The organism is Pseudomonas sp. BN411 (assembly GCF_029871235.1).
Lineage (GTDB): Bacteria > Pseudomonadota > Gammaproteobacteria > Pseudomonadales > Pseudomonadaceae > Metapseudomonas.
The window spans coordinates 21,209-42,677 of the sequence record NZ_SSOM01000029.1; the positions used below are offsets into that span (position 1 = coordinate 21,209).

The 21,469-nt window shown below is 63.9% G+C and carries 18 protein-coding genes and 1 other RNA gene; 8 read left to right on the forward strand and 11 right to left on the reverse strand.

The genetic code is table 11. The features are described 5' to 3' along the window. Positions 1-2,250 (forward strand): ATP-dependent DNA helicase, encoded by a 2,250-nt coding sequence (locus E8F06_RS02980; RefSeq protein WP_280364042.1) that lies wholly within the window; start codon positions 1-3, stop codon positions 2,248-2,250. A gap of 115 nt (positions 2,251-2,365) precedes the next feature. On the opposite strand, the gene E8F06_RS02985 is transcribed toward E8F06_RS02980, so the two are convergent. Beyond that, positions 2,366-3,058: an endonuclease I family protein gene (locus tag E8F06_RS02985; RefSeq protein ID WP_280364178.1), complete on the reverse strand. Its 693-nt coding sequence runs from the start codon at positions 3,056-3,058 to the stop codon at positions 2,366-2,368. 127 nt (positions 3,059-3,185) lie between these two features. On the opposite strand from E8F06_RS02985, the gene E8F06_RS02990 reads away from it, so the two are divergent. Both E8F06_RS02990 and E8F06_RS02995 read left to right on the forward strand, forming a co-directional pair. After that, complete coding sequence (locus tag E8F06_RS02990; protein ID WP_280364043.1) at positions 3,186-3,326, forward strand: hypothetical protein; 141 nt, start codon at positions 3,186-3,188, stop codon at positions 3,324-3,326. Positions 3,327-3,346: 20 nt separating this feature from the next. Continuing rightward, complete coding sequence (locus E8F06_RS02995; protein WP_151135230.1) at positions 3,347-3,658, forward strand: transcriptional regulator; 312 nt, start codon at positions 3,347-3,349, stop codon at positions 3,656-3,658. Here the strand turns inward: E8F06_RS02995 and E8F06_RS03000 are convergent. Continuing rightward, on the reverse strand, positions 3,655-4,536 hold the full coding sequence (locus tag E8F06_RS03000; protein ID WP_280364046.1) for a DMT family transporter: 882 nt from the start codon (positions 4,534-4,536) through the stop codon (positions 3,655-3,657). The two genes, E8F06_RS02995 and E8F06_RS03000, sit on opposite strands and share 4 nt — an antisense overlap. Positions 4,537-5,073: 537 nt before the next feature. Between E8F06_RS03000 and E8F06_RS03005 the strand changes: the two genes are divergently transcribed. The 3 genes from E8F06_RS03005 to putA all read left to right on the forward strand — a co-directional run bounded on the left by E8F06_RS03005 (position 5,074) and on the right by putA (position 11,164). Further along, a complete protein-coding gene (locus E8F06_RS03005; RefSeq protein ID WP_280364048.1) occupies positions 5,074-6,204 on the forward strand; it encodes a thiolase family protein in 1,131 nt (376 codons plus the stop codon). A 103-nt stretch (positions 6,205-6,307) separates the two neighbouring features. Then, on the forward strand, positions 6,308-6,877 hold the full coding sequence (locus tag E8F06_RS03010) for a TetR/AcrR family transcriptional regulator (protein ID WP_280364050.1): 570 nt from the start codon (positions 6,308-6,310) through the stop codon (positions 6,875-6,877). 309 nt (positions 6,878-7,186) lie between these two features. Continuing rightward, the gene (putA, locus tag E8F06_RS03015) at positions 7,187-11,164 is read left to right on the forward strand and encodes a trifunctional transcriptional regulator/proline dehydrogenase/L-glutamate gamma-semialdehyde dehydrogenase (protein WP_280364052.1); all 3,978 of its coding nucleotides are present in this window, start codon (positions 7,187-7,189) and stop codon (positions 11,162-11,164) included. Between the two features lie 237 nt (positions 11,165-11,401). Here putA and E8F06_RS03020 read toward each other — a convergent pair whose 3' ends face one another. The 6 genes from E8F06_RS03020 to dnaX form a co-directional block, all read right to left on the reverse strand. Beyond that, entirely contained in the window at positions 11,402-12,232 is an 831-nt protein-coding gene (locus tag E8F06_RS03020; protein WP_280364055.1) for a formyl transferase, read from the reverse strand. 106 nt (positions 12,233-12,338) lie between these two features. Beyond that, positions 12,339-12,872 (reverse strand): PaaI family thioesterase, encoded by a 534-nt coding sequence (locus E8F06_RS03025; RefSeq protein WP_280364057.1) that lies wholly within the window; start codon positions 12,870-12,872, stop codon positions 12,339-12,341. A 98-nt stretch (positions 12,873-12,970) separates the two neighbouring features. Then, complete coding sequence (locus E8F06_RS03030) at positions 12,971-14,119, reverse strand: acyl-CoA dehydrogenase family protein (RefSeq protein WP_280364059.1); 1,149 nt, start codon at positions 14,117-14,119, stop codon at positions 12,971-12,973. Between the two features lie 106 nt (positions 14,120-14,225). Next, entirely contained in the window at positions 14,226-14,825 is a 600-nt protein-coding gene (recR, locus tag E8F06_RS03035; protein WP_280364060.1) for a recombination mediator RecR, read from the reverse strand. Between the two features lie 184 nt (positions 14,826-15,009). Beyond that, entirely contained in the window at positions 15,010-15,336 is a 327-nt protein-coding gene (locus E8F06_RS03040; protein WP_009619439.1) for a YbaB/EbfC family nucleoid-associated protein, read from the reverse strand. An 11-nt stretch (positions 15,337-15,347) separates the two neighbouring features. Continuing rightward, positions 15,348-17,474, reverse strand: coding sequence for a DNA polymerase III subunit gamma/tau (gene dnaX, locus E8F06_RS03045; RefSeq protein ID WP_280364062.1), 2,127 nt, complete (start codon positions 17,472-17,474; stop codon positions 15,348-15,350). Between the two features lie 143 nt (positions 17,475-17,617). Here dnaX and E8F06_RS03050 point away from each other — a divergent pair, with 143 nt between their 5' ends. Continuing rightward, positions 17,618-18,346: a transporter substrate-binding domain-containing protein gene (locus E8F06_RS03050; protein WP_280364064.1), complete on the forward strand. Its 729-nt coding sequence runs from the start codon at positions 17,618-17,620 to the stop codon at positions 18,344-18,346. Between the two features lie 30 nt (positions 18,347-18,376). Here the strand turns inward: E8F06_RS03050 and E8F06_RS03055 are convergent, their stop codons facing one another. The 3 genes from E8F06_RS03055 to E8F06_RS03065 all read right to left on the reverse strand — a co-directional run bounded on the left by E8F06_RS03055 (position 18,377) and on the right by E8F06_RS03065 (position 20,815). Then, a complete protein-coding gene (locus E8F06_RS03055) occupies positions 18,377-18,613 on the reverse strand; it encodes a hypothetical protein (protein ID WP_280364067.1) in 237 nt (78 codons plus the stop codon). A 366-nt stretch (positions 18,614-18,979) separates the two neighbouring features. Then, positions 18,980-19,076: signal recognition particle sRNA small type (gene ffs / locus E8F06_RS03060), an RNA gene on the reverse strand. A 104-nt stretch (positions 19,077-19,180) separates the two neighbouring features. After that, positions 19,181-20,815 carry a methyl-accepting chemotaxis protein gene (locus tag E8F06_RS03065; RefSeq protein ID WP_280364069.1) on the reverse strand — a complete coding sequence of 545 codons (1,635 nt, stop codon included), beginning with the start codon at positions 20,813-20,815 and terminating at the stop codon, positions 19,181-19,183. Positions 20,816-21,097: 282 nt separating this feature from the next. On the opposite strand from E8F06_RS03065, the gene E8F06_RS03070 reads away from it, so the two are divergent. Further along, the gene (locus tag E8F06_RS03070) at positions 21,098-21,439 is read left to right on the forward strand and encodes an HU family DNA-binding protein (RefSeq protein WP_280364180.1); all 342 of its coding nucleotides are present in this window, start codon (positions 21,098-21,100) and stop codon (positions 21,437-21,439) included. Positions 21,440-21,469 lie beyond the last annotated feature (30 nt).

The following is a 21,469-nucleotide window of genomic DNA, read 5'->3' on the forward strand; positions in this document are numbered from 1 at the left end:
ATGAACTACAGCGTCGCCGTGCGCGCGCTCTGCGAGTTCACCGCCAAGGGCGGCGACCTCGACCTGCGCTTCACCCCGGCCCCCACCGCACAGGAAGGCATCGCCGGCCATGCCCTGGTAGCCGCTCGTCGTGGCGAGGGCTACCAGACCGAAGTCGCACTGAGCGGCGAGTACGGGGCGCTGCGGGTGCGCGGCCGTGCCGACGGCTATGACCCGGCACTGAACCGCCTGGAAGAGGTGAAGACCTACCGTGGCGACCTCCAGCGCATGCCGGACAACCACCGACAGCTCCACTGGGCCCAGGTAAAAATCTATGGCTGGCTGCTCTGTCAGCAGAAGGAGCTGTCGGAGATCGAATTGGCGCTGGTGTATTTCGACATCGGCAGCCAGAAGGAAACTCTGCTCACCGATCGTCATCGCGCAGAAGACTTGCGCCGATTCTTCGAAGACCAGTGCCTGCGCTTCATCGCCTGGGCCGAGCAGCAACTCGCCCACGCGGGTGCACGCAATGCCGCCCTCGAAGCCCTCGGCTTCCCCCACGCGCAGTTCCGCCACGGCCAGCGCCAGCTTGCCGAAGCGGTGTACAAGGCCGTCAGCACCGGCTGCTGCCTGATGACCCAGGCGCCCACCGGCATCGGCAAGACCCTGGGCACGCTGTTCCCCCTGCTCAAGGCCGTGCCGCGCCAAGGGCTGGACAAGGTCTTCTTCCTCGCCGCGAAAACGCCCGGTCGGCAATTGGCCCTGGATGCTCTGGCGCAAACCAGGGCTGAGCCGCTGCGGGTGCTGGAACTGGTAGCCCGCGACAAGGCCTGCGAGCACCCGGAAAACGCCTGTCACGGTGAGTCCTGCCCGCTGGCCAGGGGCTTCTACGAACGCCTGCCAGACGCCCGCAAGGAGGCAGCGGAACGCCGCTGGCTGGACCGCGAAGCCATTCGCGACGTGGCCCTCGCCCATCAGGTCTGCCCGTATTACCTGGCCCAGGAAATGGCACGCTGGAGCGACGTGGTGGTGGGCGACTACAACTACTACTTCGACGCCAGCGCCCTGCTCCACGGCCTGACCAGCGCCAACCAGTGGCGCGTGGCGGTGCTGGTGGACGAAGCCCACAACCTGGTGGAACGGGCCCGTCGCATGTACTCGGCCGAACTCGACCAACTCAGCCTCAAGGCCCTGCGCAAGGCTGCGCCGAGCGTGCTGAAGAAGCCTCTGGAGCGGGTCAGTCGCGCCTGGAGCGAGCTGAACAAAGAGCAGGTCGAGGACTACCGCGCCTACGACGAACTGCCGCCGAAGCTATTGAACGCATTGCAGGGCGCGGTCGTGGCTATCACCGACTACCTCACCGACAACCCCACCGCCATGGACGCAGCACTGCAGGACTTCTACTTCGAGGCCATGCAGTTTGGTCGCATGGCCGAGCAGTTCGACAGGCATTCACTGTTCGACATAAGCAAACGAACCGGCAAGACGGGCAGCAGCCTGTCGCGCCTGTGCCTGCGCAACCTGGTGCCGGCCCCCTTCCTCGCCCCGCGCTTCGCCGCCAGCCGCTCCACCGTGCTGTTCTCCGCCACCCTCAGCCCGAGCCGTTACTACAGCGACCTGCTGGGCCTGGCGAACAACACGCCCTGGCTGGAAGTGGACTCGCCCTTTCACGCCGATCAGCTCCAGGTACGGGTCGCGGCCAATGTATCCACGCGCTATCAGCACCGCGGCGCCTCGCTCGGCCCCATCGCCGAACTGATGGCCCGGCAGTTCGCGGAACGCCCCGGCAACTACCTGGCCTTCTTCAGCAGTTACGACTACTTGCAGCAGGCAGCGGAGCGCTTCACCCGCGAACATCCGCAAGTGCCCATCTGGTTACAGGGACGACAGATGGACGAAGCCGAGCGCCAAGCCTTCATCCAGCGCTTCGAGGCCGGTGGCCGGGGAATCGGTTTCGCCGTGCTCGGCGGCGCCTTTGGCGAAGGTATAGACCTGCCCGGGGAGCGCCTTATCGGTGCCTTCGTCGCCACTCTCGGCCTGCCGCAGTTGAATGCGGTGAACGAGCAACTGAAGGTGCGCATGGGCGCGCTGTTCGGCGCCGGTTACGACTACACCTACCTCTATCCCGGGATGCAGAAAGTGGTGCAGGCCGCCGGCCGGGTCATCCGCACCACCGAAGATCGAGGCGTCGTGCACCTGATCGACGACCGCTTCGCGCGGCCGGAGGTGCAGCGTTTACTGCCAAGTTGGTGGGCTATCGATTCCCCGTAGGGTGGGCTTCAGCCCACCATCTCAGCGTGGGCTGAAGCCCACCCTACAAGGCTCCGCTCCCGACAGGTTTCACCCCAGGCCATACAAGCGAATTCATTCGCGAAAGCTGTTGGCACTATCGCTGGCAACCCCCCATATCCACCTTGCCCACGAACGGATTGCCGTAGCCCATCACGCAGGCAACACGCTGGTTGCGATTGCGCTCCCAGGCTTCCACCGGGTACTGGCGGTTCCAGGCGTTGTAGAGCTTGCGGTCCTGGCTGGAGATTTTCAGGCCATAACGATCGCTCATGTAGAAATAGGTGCGCGCGATCATTCCGCGAATCTGCTGGCGGGGCATCGCCTTGCGCGCCTTGAAGTCCACGACCATGGGACAGGCGCCGTACTGGCTGGGCTTCTGCGGAAGCCAGGCAAAGCTGTAGTTGCTGCGGTCGCCATTCACCTCGCCGATGCTCGGCACCAGGTTGTGCAGATCCGCCTCGGCGCGCTGATAGGTGGCGTCGTTCTCTGCGCAGTTCTTGCGCCCCCCTTTCTGCCAGCACTGGCGCTGATGGCCGATCACCCAGGCCGGCACGATGTGCTCCCACTCGATGCGCTTGGCTCGTTGCGGCGCCTTCCTCGGCACATAACCACAGCTCTTCAGGTCCACCCGGTTGCCCTGATAGCGGCAGCCGCAATAGAACTCCACTGGGTGCGTGGCATAGAGCTTCCAGGCGACCTTCTTCGCTTCATTGAACGTGCGTGGTGCGGCGGCTTCGGTAGCGGCGGAAAACAGCAGGCAAAACAGCAGGATAGAGCGAATCATCAGGCTTCTTGTTCCCGGGGTACTGCGTCAGGGGGAAATGACTGACAACAGATTTTTCCTTTGGTTTGGTTGCCATCAGACCGCGGCAACTGATATCTGTATAAATATACAGTAATTCAGGAAAAGTCCTATGCCTGTATCAGCCCCGATCCACTTGCCGATACCCGAACAACCTGTTCCGTCGAACATCCCCCTGCCCTATCAGCTGCCGCTGCCCTTCCCGCCCCGTGGCCAGGTGCAGCCCCTGCTCGCCAATCGGCAGCTGCACTGAATCCACCCGAGGACGCCCAGATGCTGGATGTGCGCCAGTTGAAGTACACCGTCAGCCGCATGGCTCCGGAAGAGGTCCGCGAAGCGGTGGAAGAACTACGCCTGGAAGGCTTGGTGACCGATGGCAAGACCCCCTTCGGCCGCCTGCATTTCAATACCTGCCTGGCCGAGATCGAGGCCCTGTTCCAGCGCGCCGGCTATCACCGCCAGCTGGATGTGGTGGGCTATCAGGGCCAGGCCTATGCCCTGTTCGACCCGGCCCGCTGGGAGCCGGTGCAGGTGCTCAGGTGGCTGAAGGACTACGTGGACTCGCGCCAGGTGGAGAGCGCCTAGCGCTTTTGCGCGTATGCCATGAACAGGCCGCTGCCGACGATGATGGCGATGCCGAGCAGGCCGATCTGGTCCGGCGCATGGTTGAACAGCAGCAGCCCGAGCAGACCGGCGAAAACGATCTGCCCGTAGCCGAAAGGCGCCAGCAGTGGCGGAGAGGCGTGGCGGAATGCCTGGGTCAACAGCATGTGCCCGCCCATGCCGCAGGTGCCCAGCGCCAGCATCAGCAGGCTGTGGCCGAGGGTATCCGGCAGGTGCCAGAAGAACGGCACCAGGGCGCTCATGATCAGCGTGTTGGTCAGGCCGGTGATGAAGTTGCTGGTGGCTGAGCTGTCGGTCCGGGCCAGGATGCGGGTCAGCAACTGGTAGAAGGCGAAGCAGACCGCAGCAGCCAAGGGATAGAGAATTGCCGGGGTGAACAACGCGCTCCCCGGCCTTACAACCAGCAGCACCCCGGCAAAGCCCACCAGCACCGCTCCCCACTGCCCACGGGACACCCGCTCTTTCAGCAGAGGCACCGAAAGCGTGGTGACCAGCAGCGGTGCCAGGAAGATCACTGAGGTCGCCTCGGCCAGCGGGATATGCCGCAGGCCCGTGGTGAACAGCAGGCTCACCCCGATCAGGCAAAGCGCCCGCGCCACCTGCAGCAACGGCCGCTTGGTGCGCAGCACCCGCGTGCCCTCACGCGGCAGCAGGAAGCCCGCCATCAGCAAGGTGTGCACCAGGTAACGCACCCAGACCACCATCACGATGGGATAGAAGGCCGAGAGGTACTTGGAAATCGCGTCGTGGCTGGAGAACAGGAAAGTAGCCAGGCAAACCAGAACGATGCCTTTCAGCGGCTGGTCCACGCGTTGCGACAGGGGGCTTTGGGAGCTCATCAGGGATCCGGGTCGTCTGCGGGGAAAGGGCTTGGTAGCAGACTAATGATTAGGCGACTCAAGATATCGGCTTAACCAGGGCGACTCAAGGGGCCGGGCCCTGGAGCACTGGGGACGATTGAGCGATCTAGTGAATCACTTCGCCCAGACATCGACGGGGCCCCGCCCCGCAGCAGAACCCGCTCGACTCGACTAGGCTGCTGTGGCAGCACCCCGCGAGACAGCATCGAAGCGATACAAACCACCAGGAGAAGAACAATGCAAAACGCCCTGATCGGTTTCCGAGCAATCCTCACCCGTGTGTTGGCCGACCTGGCCCTGTCATTGGCCTGAAAAGAGCCCCGGCCTTCGCGGGGGCTATATCTGCACGTGTAGCTCCTGCGCATCCTCACTCCTGCAAAAGCCGAACAATTCCGGACTGCAAGCTGACCCAAAAGGCTTATAGCGATTTTGTATGACGACCATCATGTACGGACAATTGAATTACGCATATCATTCAAAACATCGAGGCCAACCCCCTACGCCAAGGAGCCCTCCATGCAATCCATCGTTATCGCCGGTTACGCCCGCTCGCCCTTTCACTTCGCCAAGAAAGGCGGCCTGATCAACCTCCGCCCGGATGACCTCGCCGCCCAGGTAGTGAAGGGGCTGGTGAATCGCCTGGATATCGATCCCCGGCAGATCGAAGACCTGATCCTCGGTTGCGCCTACCCGGAAGCCGAGCAAGGCATGAACCTGGCGCGCATCACCGGGTTCCTCGCCGGCCTTCCGGAAACCGTCGCCGGTGCCACGGTAAACCGCTTCTGCGGCTCCTCCATGAGCGCCATCCACTTCGCGGCCGGTCAGATCCAGCTGGGCGCGGGCGAAGCCTTCATCTGCGGCGGCGTGGAATCCATGACCCGCGTGCCCATGGGCGGCTTCAATATTTCCCCCAATCCGAAGCTGGTGAACGGCTATCCGCAGGCCTACATGGCCATGGGACACACCGCCGAAGTAGTCGCCGGGCGCTATGACATTTCCCGCGCCGACCAGGAAACCATGGCTGTGGAATCCCACCGCAAGGCCACCGAGGCGCGGGCGCAGGGACTGCTGCGGGACGAAATCATTGCCGTGGACACCCCGGAAGGCCAGGTGAGCGAGGATGGCTGCATCCGCCCCGACACCAATGCGCAAGCCCTGGCACAGCTGAAGCCGGCCTTCGGCGGCAGCGTCACCGCGGGCACCGCCTCCCCTCTGACCGATGGCGCCGCCGCGGTGTTCGTTTGCACCGAAGACTTCGCCAAGCGCTGGGAGCTGGACATCCTGGCCCGGATCAAGTCCGTGGCCGTGGTCGGCTGCCCGCCAGAAATCATGGGTATGGGGCCGCTCTACGCCACCCGCAAGCTGCTGCAACGCGCCGGCCTGCAAGTCAATGACATCGACCTGTTCGAGATCAACGAAGCCTTCGCCAGCCAGGCCCTGGCCTGCATCCGCGAGCTGGATCTCGATCCGGCGAAGGTGAACCTGGATGGCGGCGGCATGGCCATCGGTCATCCATTGGGTGCTACCGGCGCGCGCATCACCGGCAAGGCCGCCAGCCTGCTCAAACGCACCGGCGGCCGTTACGCCATCGCCACCCAGTGCATTGGCGGTGGCCAGGGCGTGGCCACCCTGCTGGAACGCGCCTGACCGGACGGCCACGGCCCCTTCGGCGCCGTGGTCGATTCCCGCTCACGTAACAAGGGATGTGAATTACAATCGCCATATCAATCTTGCGAACGAGGCGACCGATATGCGCTACCCCGAAGACCACAAAGCCGAAACCCACAAACGCATCGTCGCCGAAGCGTCCCGCCGATTCCGTGCCGACGGCATCGATGCCACCGGCCTGCAACCGCTGATGAAGGCCCTGGGCCTGACCCACGGCGGTTTCTATGCACACTTCAAATCCAAGGATGCCCTGGTGGAAGAGGCTCTACAGGCTGCGGCGAACGACGCCAACGCCCAGTGGGTCAAGGCTTTCGCCAAGGAGCAGCCACTGGAGACCTTCTTCGAGCGCTACCTCTCTCCGCAGCACCGCGCCCATCCCGAGCAGGGTTGCCCGCTGCCCACCATGGCGGCCGAACTGGGCCAGCGCGGCAACGCCAGCCCCATCACGGACGGCGTGCTGAACAACCTGCTGGTATTGGTAGAGAAGGAGGTCGGCAGTTCCGATCAGGCCCTGACCATGCTTTCCACTCTGGTGGGCGCCCTGACCCTGGCCCGCAGCGTAGCCAGCGAAGAACTGTCTGACCGCATCCTCGACAGCGCCCGCCAAACCCTGCTCGCCCAGGTCGCCGCTGCAAAGGCCGCCAAGGCCTGACGCCCGCACCATTCGTCGCCGCCCCCGGCAGCTAGCGGGGGCCGCCTATGCTTTCCAGGTGGGTCCGAAGCCGGCTGCACCTGGGTTGCACCCTTCCCCTATCAATCGGCCATACCTTGCCTGGCGTCCATGAATCGGGGCGCCTGCACGAGCAAGGTGCAACCTTTCCATGCCATCCGGGCGACCTTTCATCCGGAGATTGCCGCCAGACCGACGACCTTTGGTTGCACCCGGTTGCACCCCTTGTAGGACATCGCTACTCTTTGCGCCGCTATTGCCGTGCGGACACGGCTGATAAGAGGACAAGAAATGGCTACGAGCACCACCCTTGGCGTGAAACTGGACGAAGCGACCCGCGATCGTCTCAAGGAAGCTGCGCGCAAGATCGAGCGCACCCCGCATTGGCTGATCAAGCAAGCGATCTTCAGCTACCTCGAGGCACTGGAAAGCGGCATGACCCTGCCGGAACTCCAGGGCATCGCCCAGCGCCTGGCCGAAGGTGACCACGACGCCCTCGAAGCCCTGCCTGAAGCCGCTCACCAGCCGTTCCTCGAATTCGCCGAGAGCATCCTGCCGCAGTCCGTGCTGCGCGCGGCCATCACCGCCGCTTACCGCCGCCCCGAGCAGGAAGCCGTACCCATGCTGCTGGAGCAGGCCCGCCTGCCCGCCGAGATGTCCGACGCCGCCTACAAGCTGGCCTACGGCATCGCCGAGAAGCTGCGCAACCAGAAGAGCGCCGGCGGTCGTGCCGGTATCGTCCAGGGCCTGCTGCAGGAGTTCTCCCTGTCCTCCCAGGAAGGCGTGGCGCTGATGTGCCTGGCCGAAGCCCTGCTGCGCATCCCGGACAAGGGCACCCGTGACGCCCTGATCCGCGACAAGATCAGCACCGGCAACTGGCAGCAGCACCTGGGTCAGAGCCCATCGATGTTCGTCAACGCCGCTTCCTGGGGCCTGCTGATCACCGGCAAGCTGGTGTCCACCCACAACGAAGCCGGCCTGTCGTCCTCGCTGAACCGCATCATCGGCAAGAGCGGCGAACCCGTGATCCGCAAGGGCGTGGACATGGCCATGCGCCTGATGGGCGAGCAGTTCGTAACCGGTGAAACCATCGCCGAAGCCCTGGCCAATGCCACCAGCTTCGAAGCCAAGGGCTTCCGCTACTCCTACGACATGCTCGGCGAAGCCGCGCTGACCGAGGAAGACGCCCAGCGCTACTACGCCTCGTACGAGCAGGCGATCCACGCCATCGGCAAGGCCTCCCACGGCCGTGGCATCTATGAAGGCCCGGGCATCTCCATCAAGCTCTCCGCCCTGCACCCGCGCTACAGCCGCGCCCAGTACGAGCGCATGATGGGCGAGCTGTACCCGCGCCTGCTGTCCCTGACCCTGCTGGCCAAGCAGTACGACATCGGCCTGAACATCGACGCCGAAGAAGCCGATCGCCTGGAAATCTCCCTCGACATGCTCGAACGCCTCTGCTTCGAGCCGTCCCTGAAGGGCTGGAACGGCGTTGGCTTCGTCATCCAGGCCTACCAGAAGCGCTGCCCATACGTCATCGACTACGTGATCGACCTCGCCCGCCGCAGCAACCACCGCCTGATGATCCGCCTGGTGAAAGGCGCCTACTGGGACAGCGAGATCAAGCGCGCCCAGGTTGACGGCCTGGAAGGCTTCCCGGTCTACAGCCGCAAGGTCTACACCGACATTTCCTACATCGCCTGCGCCCGCAAGCTGCTGGGCGTACCGGACGCGATCTACCCGCAGTTCGCCACCCACAACGCCCACACCCTGTCGGCCATCTACCAGATCGCCGGCCAGAACTACTACCCGGGCCAGTACGAGTTCCAGTGCCTGCACGGCATGGGCGAACCGCTGTACGAGCAGGTCGTAGGCAAGGTGGCCGACGGCAAGCTAAACCGTCCGTGCCGCATCTACGCACCGGTCGGCACCCACGAAACCCTGCTGGCCTACCTAGTTCGCCGCCTGCTGGAAAACGGCGCCAACACCAGCTTCGTCAACCGCATCGCCGACCACAGCATCTCCATCAAGGAACTGGTGGAAGACCCGGTCGCCAGCGCCGAAGCCATGGCCAGCGTCGAAGGCTCCCTGGGCCTTCCGCATCCGCGAATCCCGCAGCCCAAAGCCCTGTATGGCGATGCCCGCGTCAACTCCAGCGGCATCGACATGGCCAACGAACACCGCCTGGCTTCCCTGTCCAGTGCCCTGCTGAGCTCCGGCCATGCCGACTGGCGCGCCCAGCCGATGCTCGGCTGCCCGGCGAGCGAAGGCGCGGCTGAGCCCGTGCTGAACCCGGCGGACCACCGCGACGTGGTCGGCCATGTACAGAACGCGACTACCGCTGACGTCGGTAACGCCGTACTGGCCTCCATCACCGCCGCGCCGATCTGGCAATCCACCCCGCCAGTGGAGCGCGCCGCCGCCCTGGAGCGCGCCGCCGACCTGATGGAAGCCGAGATGCAGCCGCTGATGGGCATCCTTGTCCGCGAAGCCGGCAAGACCTTCAACAACGCCATCGCCGAAGTGCGCGAGGCCGTGGACTTCCTGCGCTACTACGCCGCCCAGGCCCGTCACGACTTCGCCAACGACACCCACCGCCCGCTGGGCCCGGTGGTGTGCATCAGCCCGTGGAACTTCCCCCTGGCGATCTTCGCCGGCCAGGTGGCCGCAGCCCTGGCCGCTGGCAACACCGTGCTGGCCAAGCCCGCCGAGCAGACTCCGCTGATCGCCGCCCAGGCCGTTCGCATCCTGCTCCAGGCCGGCGTTCCGGAAGGCGTCGTGCAGCTGCTGCCGGGCCTCGGCCACACCGTGGGCGCCGCCCTGGTGAGTGATGAGCGCGTGAAGGGCGTGATGTTCACCGGCTCCACTGAAGTGGCCGGCATCCTTGCCCGCAATGTCGCAGGTCGCCTGGACGCGCAAGGCCGCCCGATCCCGCTGATCGCCGAAACCGGCGGCCAGAACGCGATGATCGTCGACTCCTCCGCCCTCGCCGAGCAGGTGGTGACCGATGTGATCGCCTCCGCCTTCGACAGCGCCGGCCAGCGCTGCTCCGCCCTGCGCGTCCTGTGCGTACAGGAAGACGTGGCTGACCGCGTGGTGGAAATGCTCAAGGGCGCCATGGGCGAATGCCGCATCGGCAACCCCGAGCACCTGAACGTGGACATCGGCCCGGTGATCGACGCCGAAGCCAAGGCCAACATCGACAAGCACATCCAGGCCATGCGCAGCAAAGGCCGCAGCGTGTTCCAGATCGCCCGTACCGAGGGTGATGTGATGCAGCGTGGCACCTTCGTGATGCCGACCCTGATCGAACTGGACAGCCTGGCCGACCTGGAACGCGAGATCTTCGGCCCGGTCCTGCACCTGCTGCGCTACAAGCGCGAGGACATGGACGCGCTGCTCGACCAGATCAACGCTACCGGCTACGGCCTGACCCTGGGTGTGCACACCCGCATCGACGAAACCATCGCCAAGGTGGTGGACAAGGCCCACGCCGGCAACCTCTACGTCAACCGCAACATGGTTGGCGCCGTGGTCGGCGTGCAGCCCTTCGGTGGCGAAGGCCTGTCCGGCACTGGTCCGAAGGCCGGCGGCCCGCTGTATATGTACCGCCTGCTGGCCACCCGTCCGGTGGACGGCGTTGCCCGCACCTTCCAGCGCCTGGACGGTTCGATGGTTGCCGACACCCAGCAGCGCACCGCCCTGCAGGAACGCCAGGGCAAGCCGCTGGAAGCCCTCAAGGCCTGGGCGACCAAGAATGGCAAGGACAGCCTGGCCAGCCATTGCGACAGCTTTGCCGTGCAGTCCCAGAGTGGCCTGAGTCGCGTGCTCCCCGGCCCGACCGGCGAGCGCAACACCTACGTGCTGCTGCCGCGCGAAACCGTGCTCTGCCTGGCTGACGATGAAGCCGACCTGCTGACCCAACTGGCCGCCACCCTGGCCGTAGGCAGCAGCGCGCTCTGGGCTACCAGCGAGCTGACCGGCAAGCTGCGCGGCGCCCTGCCGAAGGCTGTCCAGGCGCGCATCCAGCTGGTGGCGGACTGGAACCAGTCCGACGTCGCCTTCGATGCCGTCCTGCACCATGGTGACTCCGACCAGCTGGGCGCTGTGTGCCAGCAGGTCGCCTCCCGCAAGGGGCCGATCATCGGCGTACAGGGCCTGTCCAAGGGCGAGACCGCGATCCCGCTGGAGCGCCTGCTGATCGAGCGCGCCATCAGCGTCAACACCGCCGCCGCCGGCGGCAACGCCAGCCTGATGACCATCGGCTGACACTTCGCCGCGCTTCCGGGCGCGGCATGGCTTCACCCGGCGCCCACCCACAAGGCGGGCGCCGGTCGCAACACCGGAGGCCCGACCTCCAGGCGAACCGCCCTACCGGGCGAATTCGTCCATCTCTTTGACGGTTGGCTGTCTGTTACTGACAGCAAAAGGGGGCACGCCACAAGCGTGCCCCCTTCTTTTTGCCCAAGCGAACTTCAGGCGTCGCCCGACCAAGCCCCGGGCAACTTACGACTTCAGGGCCGCACCCGGCTTGCATCCGTACGGTTCGAGAATCTCCCAAATGTCTCCCCGATCAAATAGACGCCACCCCTGTGCCGTGAATCGCTTCAGGTCGTCCTCCGATGGAAACGAGTAGTAGGCACCGGCCGTTTCATCCTGAGGTTCGCCCACCACGGGCTCACCATTTTCCAGGCGACGGATGGCACTCATGATCAAGTCCGCTCCCAAGGGGTAGAGCGAAAGGACGTGCCAGAACAAGGATCGATCCTTCACCACCGGCCTCCGCGCCCTGTCGATAACATCGCCCTTGTCGATGCTCGGACTATCGATCCAGTGGAGCGTGCAGCCAATCTCATCGTCGCCGTTCAGCAAAGCTCGGAAAGTAGCGAGCACGCCCCGGTACTGAGGCAACAACCCCGAGTGCAGATTCAGGATGCCGCGAGGAGGAATCCCCAGCACACGGGCATCGAGTATCAGACCGAAGCGAATCGAGATGAACAGGTCGGCTCGCGTGTCGAGCAGTTGCTGCAGCGCTGCCGGATCCTTCAGGGTCAAAAGCACCTGCAATGGAATACCGAAGCGCCGCGACAACTCATCGAATCCGGCATATCGCCCGTTGCCAGGACTGATCCGTTCGATGAGGGGGAAGACCAGCTCCCTGAACAGGTCCTGCTCGATAAAAGCCAACTGCCCCAGCATCTGCGCCCGCACCACGCAGCTCGTGCCAACCCGCTCGGAAAGGAAAATTCCGACGGTATGCCGATGGAGTTCGGGCAACAGCAGATTGAGGATGTAGTTGCTCTCGATGTCCCGGTTGACCAGAAAGACAATTCTCATGGTGGCACCACCATGCCGGCTTGAGCACGAGCAGTGATATCAAATGAGATTAGCAGCACCCAAGCGGCGATCTGGCCGGGCGAGCCGGCCATTCTCAATGCGGTGCCTACTTGCCCCCAAGAATCAGGCAGGTGGTGGACCCGGTCGCATACAGCTTGCCGTCCACATCGTAGATACGCCCCTCGGCCAGAGCCGTTGAGCGCCCCACATGGATGATCCGCCCCTCCGCACGCACCGGTCCGGTCTTGGTGGTCAGGGCGCGGATGTAGCTGATGCGCAGGTCGGTGGTCGTGTAGCCCTGCCCTTTCTCCAGGTTGGCGTGGATGGCGCACCCCATGCACGAATCCAGCAGCGTCGCGGCATAACCCCCATGCACCGACCCGATCGGGTTGTAGTGCTGCATCTGCGGTACACCCTGGAAGACAAAACGCTCCTTCGACCATTCGATCGGGACGAAGCCCATCAACTCGCCAATGGGCGGGGCCGGCAGCTCACCGCTACCGATGCCGTCGAAGAACTCCAGGGGATTGAGCATTGCCACCTCAGCAATGCTCATAGTGCCGGGCTTCAAGCGAGCACGAATTTCGGCCTCAGCCGCCAGCCAGACTTGCAGTTTTTCTTCGCGGGACAGATCGCTCATCGGGCTTTCTCCTGAATCACATAGCCGAGTTAAATGTTGGTCGTAATATATATCAATCAAGAAAAACCGGAACTCCCGTTCGGAAGTTCCGGCTCGGATCAGAGGTTCATCTGCTTGGCGATGATCTCGTTCATGATCTCCCGCGTGCCGCCACCAATGGAGAGGATGCGGTTGTCACGATATAGGCGCTCTACCAGGCTTTCACGCATGTAGCCCATGCCGCCGAGGATCTGCACAGCGTCGTAGGTGAGACGGTCGGCGATGTCGGTGGCGAAGTTCTTCGCCATGGAGATCTCCTTGATCACGCTCTTGCCCGCGGCCATCTTCGCCGCCTGGCGGTAGGTGAACTCGCGAGATACTTCGAGCTGCGTAGCCATTTCCGCCAGCCGGTGGCGCTGAACCTGGAAACGCCCGATGGGCTTGCCGAAGGCTTCCCGTTCGCACGCCCAGTTCAGAGACTCTTCCAGGGCCAGCTGCGCCGTCATGTTAGCCATGATGGCCAGCGCCAGGCGCTCGCTCTGAAAGTTGGCCATGATGCAAGCGAAGCCCATGTTCTCCATGCCGATCAGGTTCTCCACCGGCACCCTGCAGTCATCGAAGAACAGTTCGGCGGTATCCGAAGCCCACCAGCCCATCTTCTTCAGCTTGCGCCCCAGGGTGAAACCCGGCGTGCCTTTCTCCACCAGCAGCAGGCTCACCCCACCGAAGCCCTCGCCGCCGGTGCGCACCGCCACGGTGTAATAGTCCGCGCGCACACCGCTGGTGATGAAGGTCTTGCTACCGCTCACGCGATAGAAGTCGCCATCACGCACAGCTCGGGTCTTGAGGTTCGCCACATCCGAACCGCCAGACGGCTCGGTGACCGCCAGCGCCATGATTTTCTCGCCGGACAACACCTGCGGCACGACACGTTCGCGCAGCTCATTGCGCCCCCACTTGATAACCGGCGGCAGCCCGATATCCAGGGACCCGAGCCCAGCCACCAGGCCACCGGAACCACTGCGCATGAGCTCTTCGCTGGCAGCGACCTTGGCGAACAGGTCGCCCTCATGGCTACCGCCGAACTGCTCCGGATAACCGATCCCCAGGATGCCGGCGGCGCCAGCCTTGAGATAAAGCTCGCGGGGAAACTCTTCGGCCTCCTCCCATTCGGCGATGTAAGGCAGGATTTCCCGCTCGACGAAGCGCCGCACCGAATCACGGACCAACTGATGGGATTCGTCGAAGTATTCCTGGTAGGCAGACATGGCAAGACTCCCCGGTAAGATCGAATGAACTTACCGAGCGCTTGCTTGGTTTTCAAGGCGAGACTTTTGCCATCGACAAGGCCGTATCAGCCTTGCTGCCCTTCGCTCAAAGCCCGATGGGGCGACGTCCTGCCAATGCGTGGGCCAGGGTGCCGCCGTCCACCAGCTCCAGCTCGCCGCCCAGCGGCACGCCATGGGCGATGCGCGAGACGATGATGGTCCTGGACGCCAGCAATTGGGCGATGTAATGGGCGGTGGCTTCGCCTTCCACGGTCGGGTTCGTGGCGAGGATTACCTCGGCGAACTGACCAGCCTCGATACGCGCCATCAGTTCAGGGATACCGATTGCCTCCGGACCGAGGCCATCCAGGGGGGACAGATGCCCCTTGAGGACGAAGAAGCGGCCGCGATAGCCGGTCTGCTCCACAGCGAATACATCCAGCGGACCTTCCACCACGCAAAGCAGGGAGTCGTCGCGGCGCGGATCAGCACACTGCGGGCAGAGCGCTTCCTCGCTCAAGGTGCGACATTGCGTGCAATGTCCAACGCCCTCCATGGCCGCCGTCAGCGCCTGCGCCAGGCGCAGTCCGCCACTGCGATCACGCTCGAGCATCTGCAGCGCCATGCGCTGCGCAGTCTTCTGGCCCACACCGGGCAGAATGCGCAAAGCATCGATCAATTGGCGGATCAGCGGGCTGAAGCTCATGGGCGTCTCAAAGTGCGGATGGAATGGATGGACTCCAGTGCCTCTCGACAGCATCGACTGGGGCGACCAGACGGTATGCCGTACAAGGCGCGAGCGGCCACGGGCACCGGAGTTTACGTCTGTAAATGAGGATGCCCGGGGCCGCGCGCAACGCAGTAATGCGTGCCGGCTGGGCGTCACTCACTCAGAAGGGCATTTTGAAGCCGGGGGGCAACTGCATCCCGGCCGTCATGCCGGCCATCTTCTCCTGGTTGTTCTGCTCGATCTTGCGTACGGCGTCGTTCACCGCAGCAGCGATCAGGTCTTCCAGGATTTCCTTGTCTTCCTGCATCAGGCTGTCGTCCAGAGAGACACGCTTGACGTCATGACGACCGGTCATCACCACGCTCACCAGGCCAGCACCGGACTGGCCGGTAACTTCGGCATTGGCCAGCTCTTCCTGCATCTTCTGCATTTTTTCCTGCATCTGTTGGGCCTGCTTCATCAGGCCCGCCATGCCACCCTTCATCATGGTGATTGTCCTCAACGGTCAAGGGGTTCAATGGTGTCGGCACGCACCTGGGCGCCGAACATTTCGATCATTTTCAGCACCAGCGGATCGCTGGCAATGGCCTCTTCGGCCTGGCGCTGACGAGCGGCGCGTTTACGTGCGGCGGCCTGGGCGGGAGTCTCCTGCTCGGGACGACGCACTTCGACTTCGAGTTTAAGGTTACGCCCGTGGTACTGGTTCAGCGCATCGTTCAGACGACGCTGCTGGTTGGCGTTGAACAGAGCGCTCTGCGCCGGATCCAGGTGCAGGCGCCAGACATCGCCTTCCACGGCCACCAGGGTGCAGTTGGCGCCGATGTTGCCAGTCATCCCCGACAGCCCAAGGCGCGGGAACAGATCCAGCCACTCGGCGGCAAGACCGGTAGCCGGCTGCGCGGCCGGCAGGACTTCCGACACCGTGGCAGCGGGTTCTTCAGCAGGGCCGAAGTCATCCATGTAAGCGATGCTGTCGGCATCCGCCTCGTAATAGTCGTCGTAGTCGCCGGGCGGCGGCTCATCGTCGGATTCATCGGCGGCAGCAACCACTGCGGGCTGGGCAACAGGCTCGACCACAGCCGGCGCGGCTTCGGCCACGGGCTCCGGTTCTGGCTGCACTTCAGGCTCAGCCTGGACCGCCACAGGGGACTCGACCACCACCGGAGCGGCAGGCTCTTCCCAGGGCAGGTCGACCACTTCGGCAGGAGCCTCTGCCATTGGCGCGGGCTGTTCAGCCACGGGCTCGGCAGCAGGCGTTGGGGGAATGCTTTCTTCGACCGCGGCGACAACCGGAGCCTCTACCACCTGAGCGGGTACAAGCGCTTCTACGACAGGAGCCGGAGCCGGAGCCGTTACTGGCTGGCTGACCTCAGGGGCCGGAGCAACGACCGGAGCCGGAGTCTGTACGGGAGCGGGTTGCGGCGCAGCAACGGCAACCGAAGCCGACGGGGTGGCTCCGGCCACTGGGTTCGTCCGGGGATCAGTCGTGGCCTGACTGATCCCCGGGTCCTTTAGCTGGACCTTGGGCGCGCCATCGGCATCCGCCGGACGGAACGCCAACATACGCAGCAGCACCATCTCGAACCCACTGCGTGGATCCGGCGCCAGCGGCAGGTCACGACGGCCAATCAGGCCCATCTGGTAGTAGAACTGCACGTCTTCGCCGGGCAGGGCCTGCGCCAGCGCCAGTACGCGCTCGCGGTCACCCTGGCCATTGTCGACGGCATCCGGCAGCACCTGGGCGATAGCCACACGGTGCAGCACGTTGAGCATTTCGGAGAGCACGCCGTTCCAATCCGGGCCCTGCTCGGCCAGTTGGCGTACGGCATCCAGCAAGCCACGGGCATCACCCTGCAGCAGCGCGTGGAGTACGCCGTAGACCTGGCCATGATCGAGCGTGCCGAGCATGGCGCGGACGTCGGCGGCCAACACCTTGCCTTCACCGAAGGCAATCGCCTGGTCGGTGAGGCTCATGGCATCACGCATCGAGCCGTCGGCAGCCCGGCCCAGCAGCCACAGCGCGTCGGCCTCGAAGGGCACGTTCTCGGCGGTGAGCACATGGGTCAGGTGATCCACCACACGCTCCGGCGGCATGTTCTTCAGGGAGAACTGCAGGCAGCGCGAGAGGATGGTAACGGGCAGTTTCTGCGGGTCGGTGGTGGCCAGCAGGAACTTGACGTGGGGTGGCGGCTCTTCGAGGGTCTTCAGCAGCGCGTTGAACGAGTGCGTGGAGAGCATGTGCACTTCGTCGATCAGGTAGACCTTGTAGCGGCCGCGACTGGGGGCGTACTGCACGTTGTCGAGCAGTTCGCGGGTGTCTTCCACTTTGGTGCGGCTGGCGGCGTCCACTTCGATCAGGTCGACGAAACGACCTTCATCGATCTCCCGGCAGACCGAACACTGGCCGCAAGGGGTGGAGCTGATGCCGGTTTCGCAGTTCAGGCACTTGGCGAGAATACGCGCGATGGTGGTCTTGCCCACGCCCCGGGTACCGGTAAACAGATAGGCGTGGTGCAGGCGCTGGTTGTCCAGTGCATTGATCAAGGCTTTCAGCACATGGGTCTGGCCGACCATTTCGCGGAACGAGCGCGGACGCCATTTTCGTGCAAGAACCTGATAACTCATTGAAAACCATCGCGTCTGGGGAGCAGAAGGAGCTAATGCTAGCGGAGCGATGCGCAAATTGCATCCGATGCGAACGGCGCCCTGTTCAATCCGCTCGACAACGGGCATTGTGAGGCACCGCCCACTTGAGACGAGGGAGCCCGATGCGCTCATTTGTCCTCGCCCTTCTCCTCTGCTGGAGCACATTCGGCCATGCCGCGACTGCCGCCCTGCGCTTTTCCGCGGTGGACAGCTGGGCCATGCCGGTGGCCGAGTTCAGGGACAACCGCCTGGTCGGCGGCATCATCCACGACCTGATAGAACGCCTTGCACAACGACTCGACATGCCGGTGCAGGTGCATGTCCTGCCACGAAACCGCGTGGAACTTGCCCTGAAACAGAGCGAAATCGACGTACGGTGCTACATCAGCCCGAAATGGATCACCAACGGCAACGAATACCTCTGGAGCATCCCCTTCCTTTATCAGCGCGACCTGATTGTGGCGCGCAACGGCAGCGAGCAACTTTCCAGCCCGGACGCCATGTCCGGGGAGAGCGTGGGCACCGTCCTCGGTTACACCTATCCGCGCCTGCAGCAGCTCTTCGAGCGCGGCGCTGTACAGCGCGACGAGGCCCGCAACCAGGACCTGGTGTTACAGAAACTGCTGGCCGGACGCTACCGGTATGCCGTGAGTAACGAACTGGCGCTGGGCTGGTTCAATCGCAATCTGCCGGACGGGGACCACCTGGTGAGCGTCAGCACGCTGGAAGAGGAACCCGTGGGCTGCCTGGTACGCAACGACCCAGCGCTGCCGACGCAGCGCATCCTGCGCACACTGGTGCAGATGAAGGAATCAGGGGAAATCGAGGAGATTCTGGCGCGCTACCGTTGAAGGCCGGCCGCTGAACAAACGAATCCCGCCCTAGTAACGCAGATAGCCCTCAAGTGTCGTCCAACCCTTTTCCCGCGCCTTGGCAATTGCCTCCGTCGCGTTCTCCGCGGCCTTCATCAACGCCGCTGCCGTACAACCCTGATTGACCTGTATTTCCCCGCTTTCAAAGCTGGAGACAAACCTCCTGGCCTCAACCATGAGCCGTGCACACGAATCATCGGGCTTCAGTTTTGCCCTCCATTCGTTCTCCAGCTCCAAGGCACACATGCGTGTCCTCATTTCCAGGTCGAATGCGTAGCTGCAGCCCAAACCGTACGTCGCTGCCGGATAAAACAAGACTGGAAGTAGCGCCACGAACGCTCTTGAAACTCTCATATCGACCGCCCCGCTCGAGCAGGCCATACGTGAGTTTAGGTCAGCCAGGCAGTCGACAGACGCTGGTGCTGTAGTGAGGAACGCACGAAGTCAGCTGGTCGCTGAGGGAGAAAAGCCGAGGGATTGAACCGAATGCAGGACAAATGGATAGGGTCACTCGCGCGGCGCACCACTCTGGCGTACCACAACGCTGTCACACTCTTGGATTTTTTGGCGAGAAAAGTCTTTTAGAACTAAAGACTTAGAAATTGGAGGTGACCCCACCAGCCACACCCCGGCACACGATTTCACCGCTGCGGCTGCTCCCTTCCGGGCCTGACCGGGTTCACGGCTGATCGTTGCGGGGGGACCGGCAGGGCCACCATCACGCAGCTCGCCAGATCGGCGAGCCGCGCCATTGTACCGGCTCTTCGTCAACTTACAACCGGTAAAACCGTTTTCCTTACAAGCACTTGCGGGTCAGACCCGGAAGCGCCCCACCAGTTGGGCCAGGCCGCTGGACAGCTGGGAAAGGTGCTGGCTGGCCTGATTGCTCTGCTCCGAGGTCTGCGCGGCCTCGTTGGAGAGGTCGCGGATGTCGCTGATGTTGCGGGCGATCTCCTCGGTGACACTGCTCTGCTCTTCGCAGGCGGTGGCGATCTGGGCAGCCATGTCGTTGATCCGCTGCACCGAATCGCCGGTGTCGGTGAGCGCCTGATCGACACCCGCCGCGCGTTCCACGCTATCCCTTGCCTTCAGGCTGCCCGAACGCATGGCCTTGACCGCCTCCTGCACGCCGGCCTGAAGGCGTTCGATCATCAGTTGGATGTCCTTGGTGGAATCCTGGGTCCGCGCCGCCAGGGCGCGCACCTCATCGGCCACCACGGCGAACCCCCTGCCCTGCTCGCCAGCCCGTGCGGCTTCGATGGCGGCGTTCAGCGCCAGCAGGTTGGTCTGGTCGGCGATGCCCTTGATCACCGCCAGTACGGCGCCGATGTTGGCGGTCTCCTGCTCAAGGGTGCTGATGGTGGTGGATGCGCTTTCCACCTCTATCGCCAACTGACGAATGGCAGCGACGGTCGCCCCTACCACCTGGGCGCCCTCGCGGGACTGCTCTTCGGCGAAGCGCGCCGCGTCGGCCGCGTTCTGCGCATTGCGCGCCACCTCGTGCACGGCCGCACTCATTTCCGTGGCAGCAGTGCTCACCTGGTCCACGGCGGCGTGTTCGCTATTGATCAGACGATCATTGGCGGCCGCCAGCCCTGCCAGGCTGCGCGCCGAGTCGGCCACTTCCCCGGTCACCCGGCTGACCTCCCGGATCAGCGGCTGCAATTTGTCGAGAAAACGATTGAAGGCATGACTGAGCTTGCCCAGTTCGTCCTTCGACAATACTTCCAGGCGCACGCGCAGGTCCCCGTCGCCGTCGGCGATCTGCTCGATTCGTTCCAGCAGGTTCCGCAAGGGACGGGTCACCAGCGCAGGGAAGCCGATGACGAGTATGAGGCACAGGCCCAGACCAATGGCGATGGCCAACCCCTGCTGCCAGGCGCGTGCATCCCCGAAGGCGATAGCGCCCTGCCCTTCGGCGTTGGCGGCCAGGTCCTCCAGTTCGCCGAGCTTGTCGATGGCATCGCGCATCTCGCCGAACTGGCGTTCGCTGTCACCGAAGCTGAGGGTGCTGGCCGCTGCCGGGTCCTGGGCGGACAGGTCGACCACCCGCTGCGAGGTGGCCTTCCACTGGGCATAGCCACGGTCGAATTGAGCCACCAGTTGCTGGGCTTCAGCGCTGGCGTCCATGGCGGCGTATTTGTGCACGCGGTCGTAGGCCTGTTGCAGATTCTCCGCATGGTCCGCCTTGAGCGTCTGGACGTGCTCGCCGGCGGCCTCATCCAGCAGGCTGCGTTCAGCGATGAACGCCTGGTAGAGGTCACGGTCGGCGTTGAGCAGCAGGCTGATGGCGGGCAGATAGCGGTTGGTCAGTTGCTTGCTGGAGTCCCCGACCTGGGCGATCCCCTGCATGCCGAGGCCGCCCACCAGCACCATGAGAAACGCCAGCACCAGGATGGGCAAGGCGATCTTCCAGCGAAACCCCAAATCAGCAAAGGCACGTAGCATGGCGGCTCTCCTTAGCGCTTGGCATCACAAGGCCAAGCGTAGTCGGTCAAGGGAATTCAGGCCTTGCATGGGCAGCGACGGCCATCGGCATCTGTAGACGCCTTATTCCGGCACCGGGTGACGTCCTGTCGTCGACCGTCCTGGCCGACGACAGGTTGCGTCATATCGACGCAAAACCCGGCCGCCTACACAGGTTCGCCACACCTTTTGTGCTAGCGTCCCCAACCGGTTGCGGCCCGCTGCTACAACTTCCGCCGCACTTCCAGACGCGCCGCTTGTCACATCAGGGCCGGCGCGTCCGGCCAGGCCACAAGCCAGACATTCATTAAATGGAGCAACACCATGGCACTCACCAAAGACCAGCTGATCTCTGACATCGCAGAAGCCACCGACACCACCAAGGCCGCCGTGCGCGCCGTGCTCGAGCAGCTCAGCGAGATCGTCAGCGACTCCCTGGAGAACAGTGATGAGATCACCCTGCCGGGCATCGGCAAGCTGAAGGTCGGCGATCGTCCCGCCCGTACCGGCCGCAACCCGCAGACCGGCAAGACCATCGAGATCGCCGCGAAGAAGGTGGTCAAGTTCGTTCCGGCCAAGGCCCTGACCGACGCGGTCAACAAGTAATGCAAAAGGGGCAGGCCCAAGGCCTGCCCC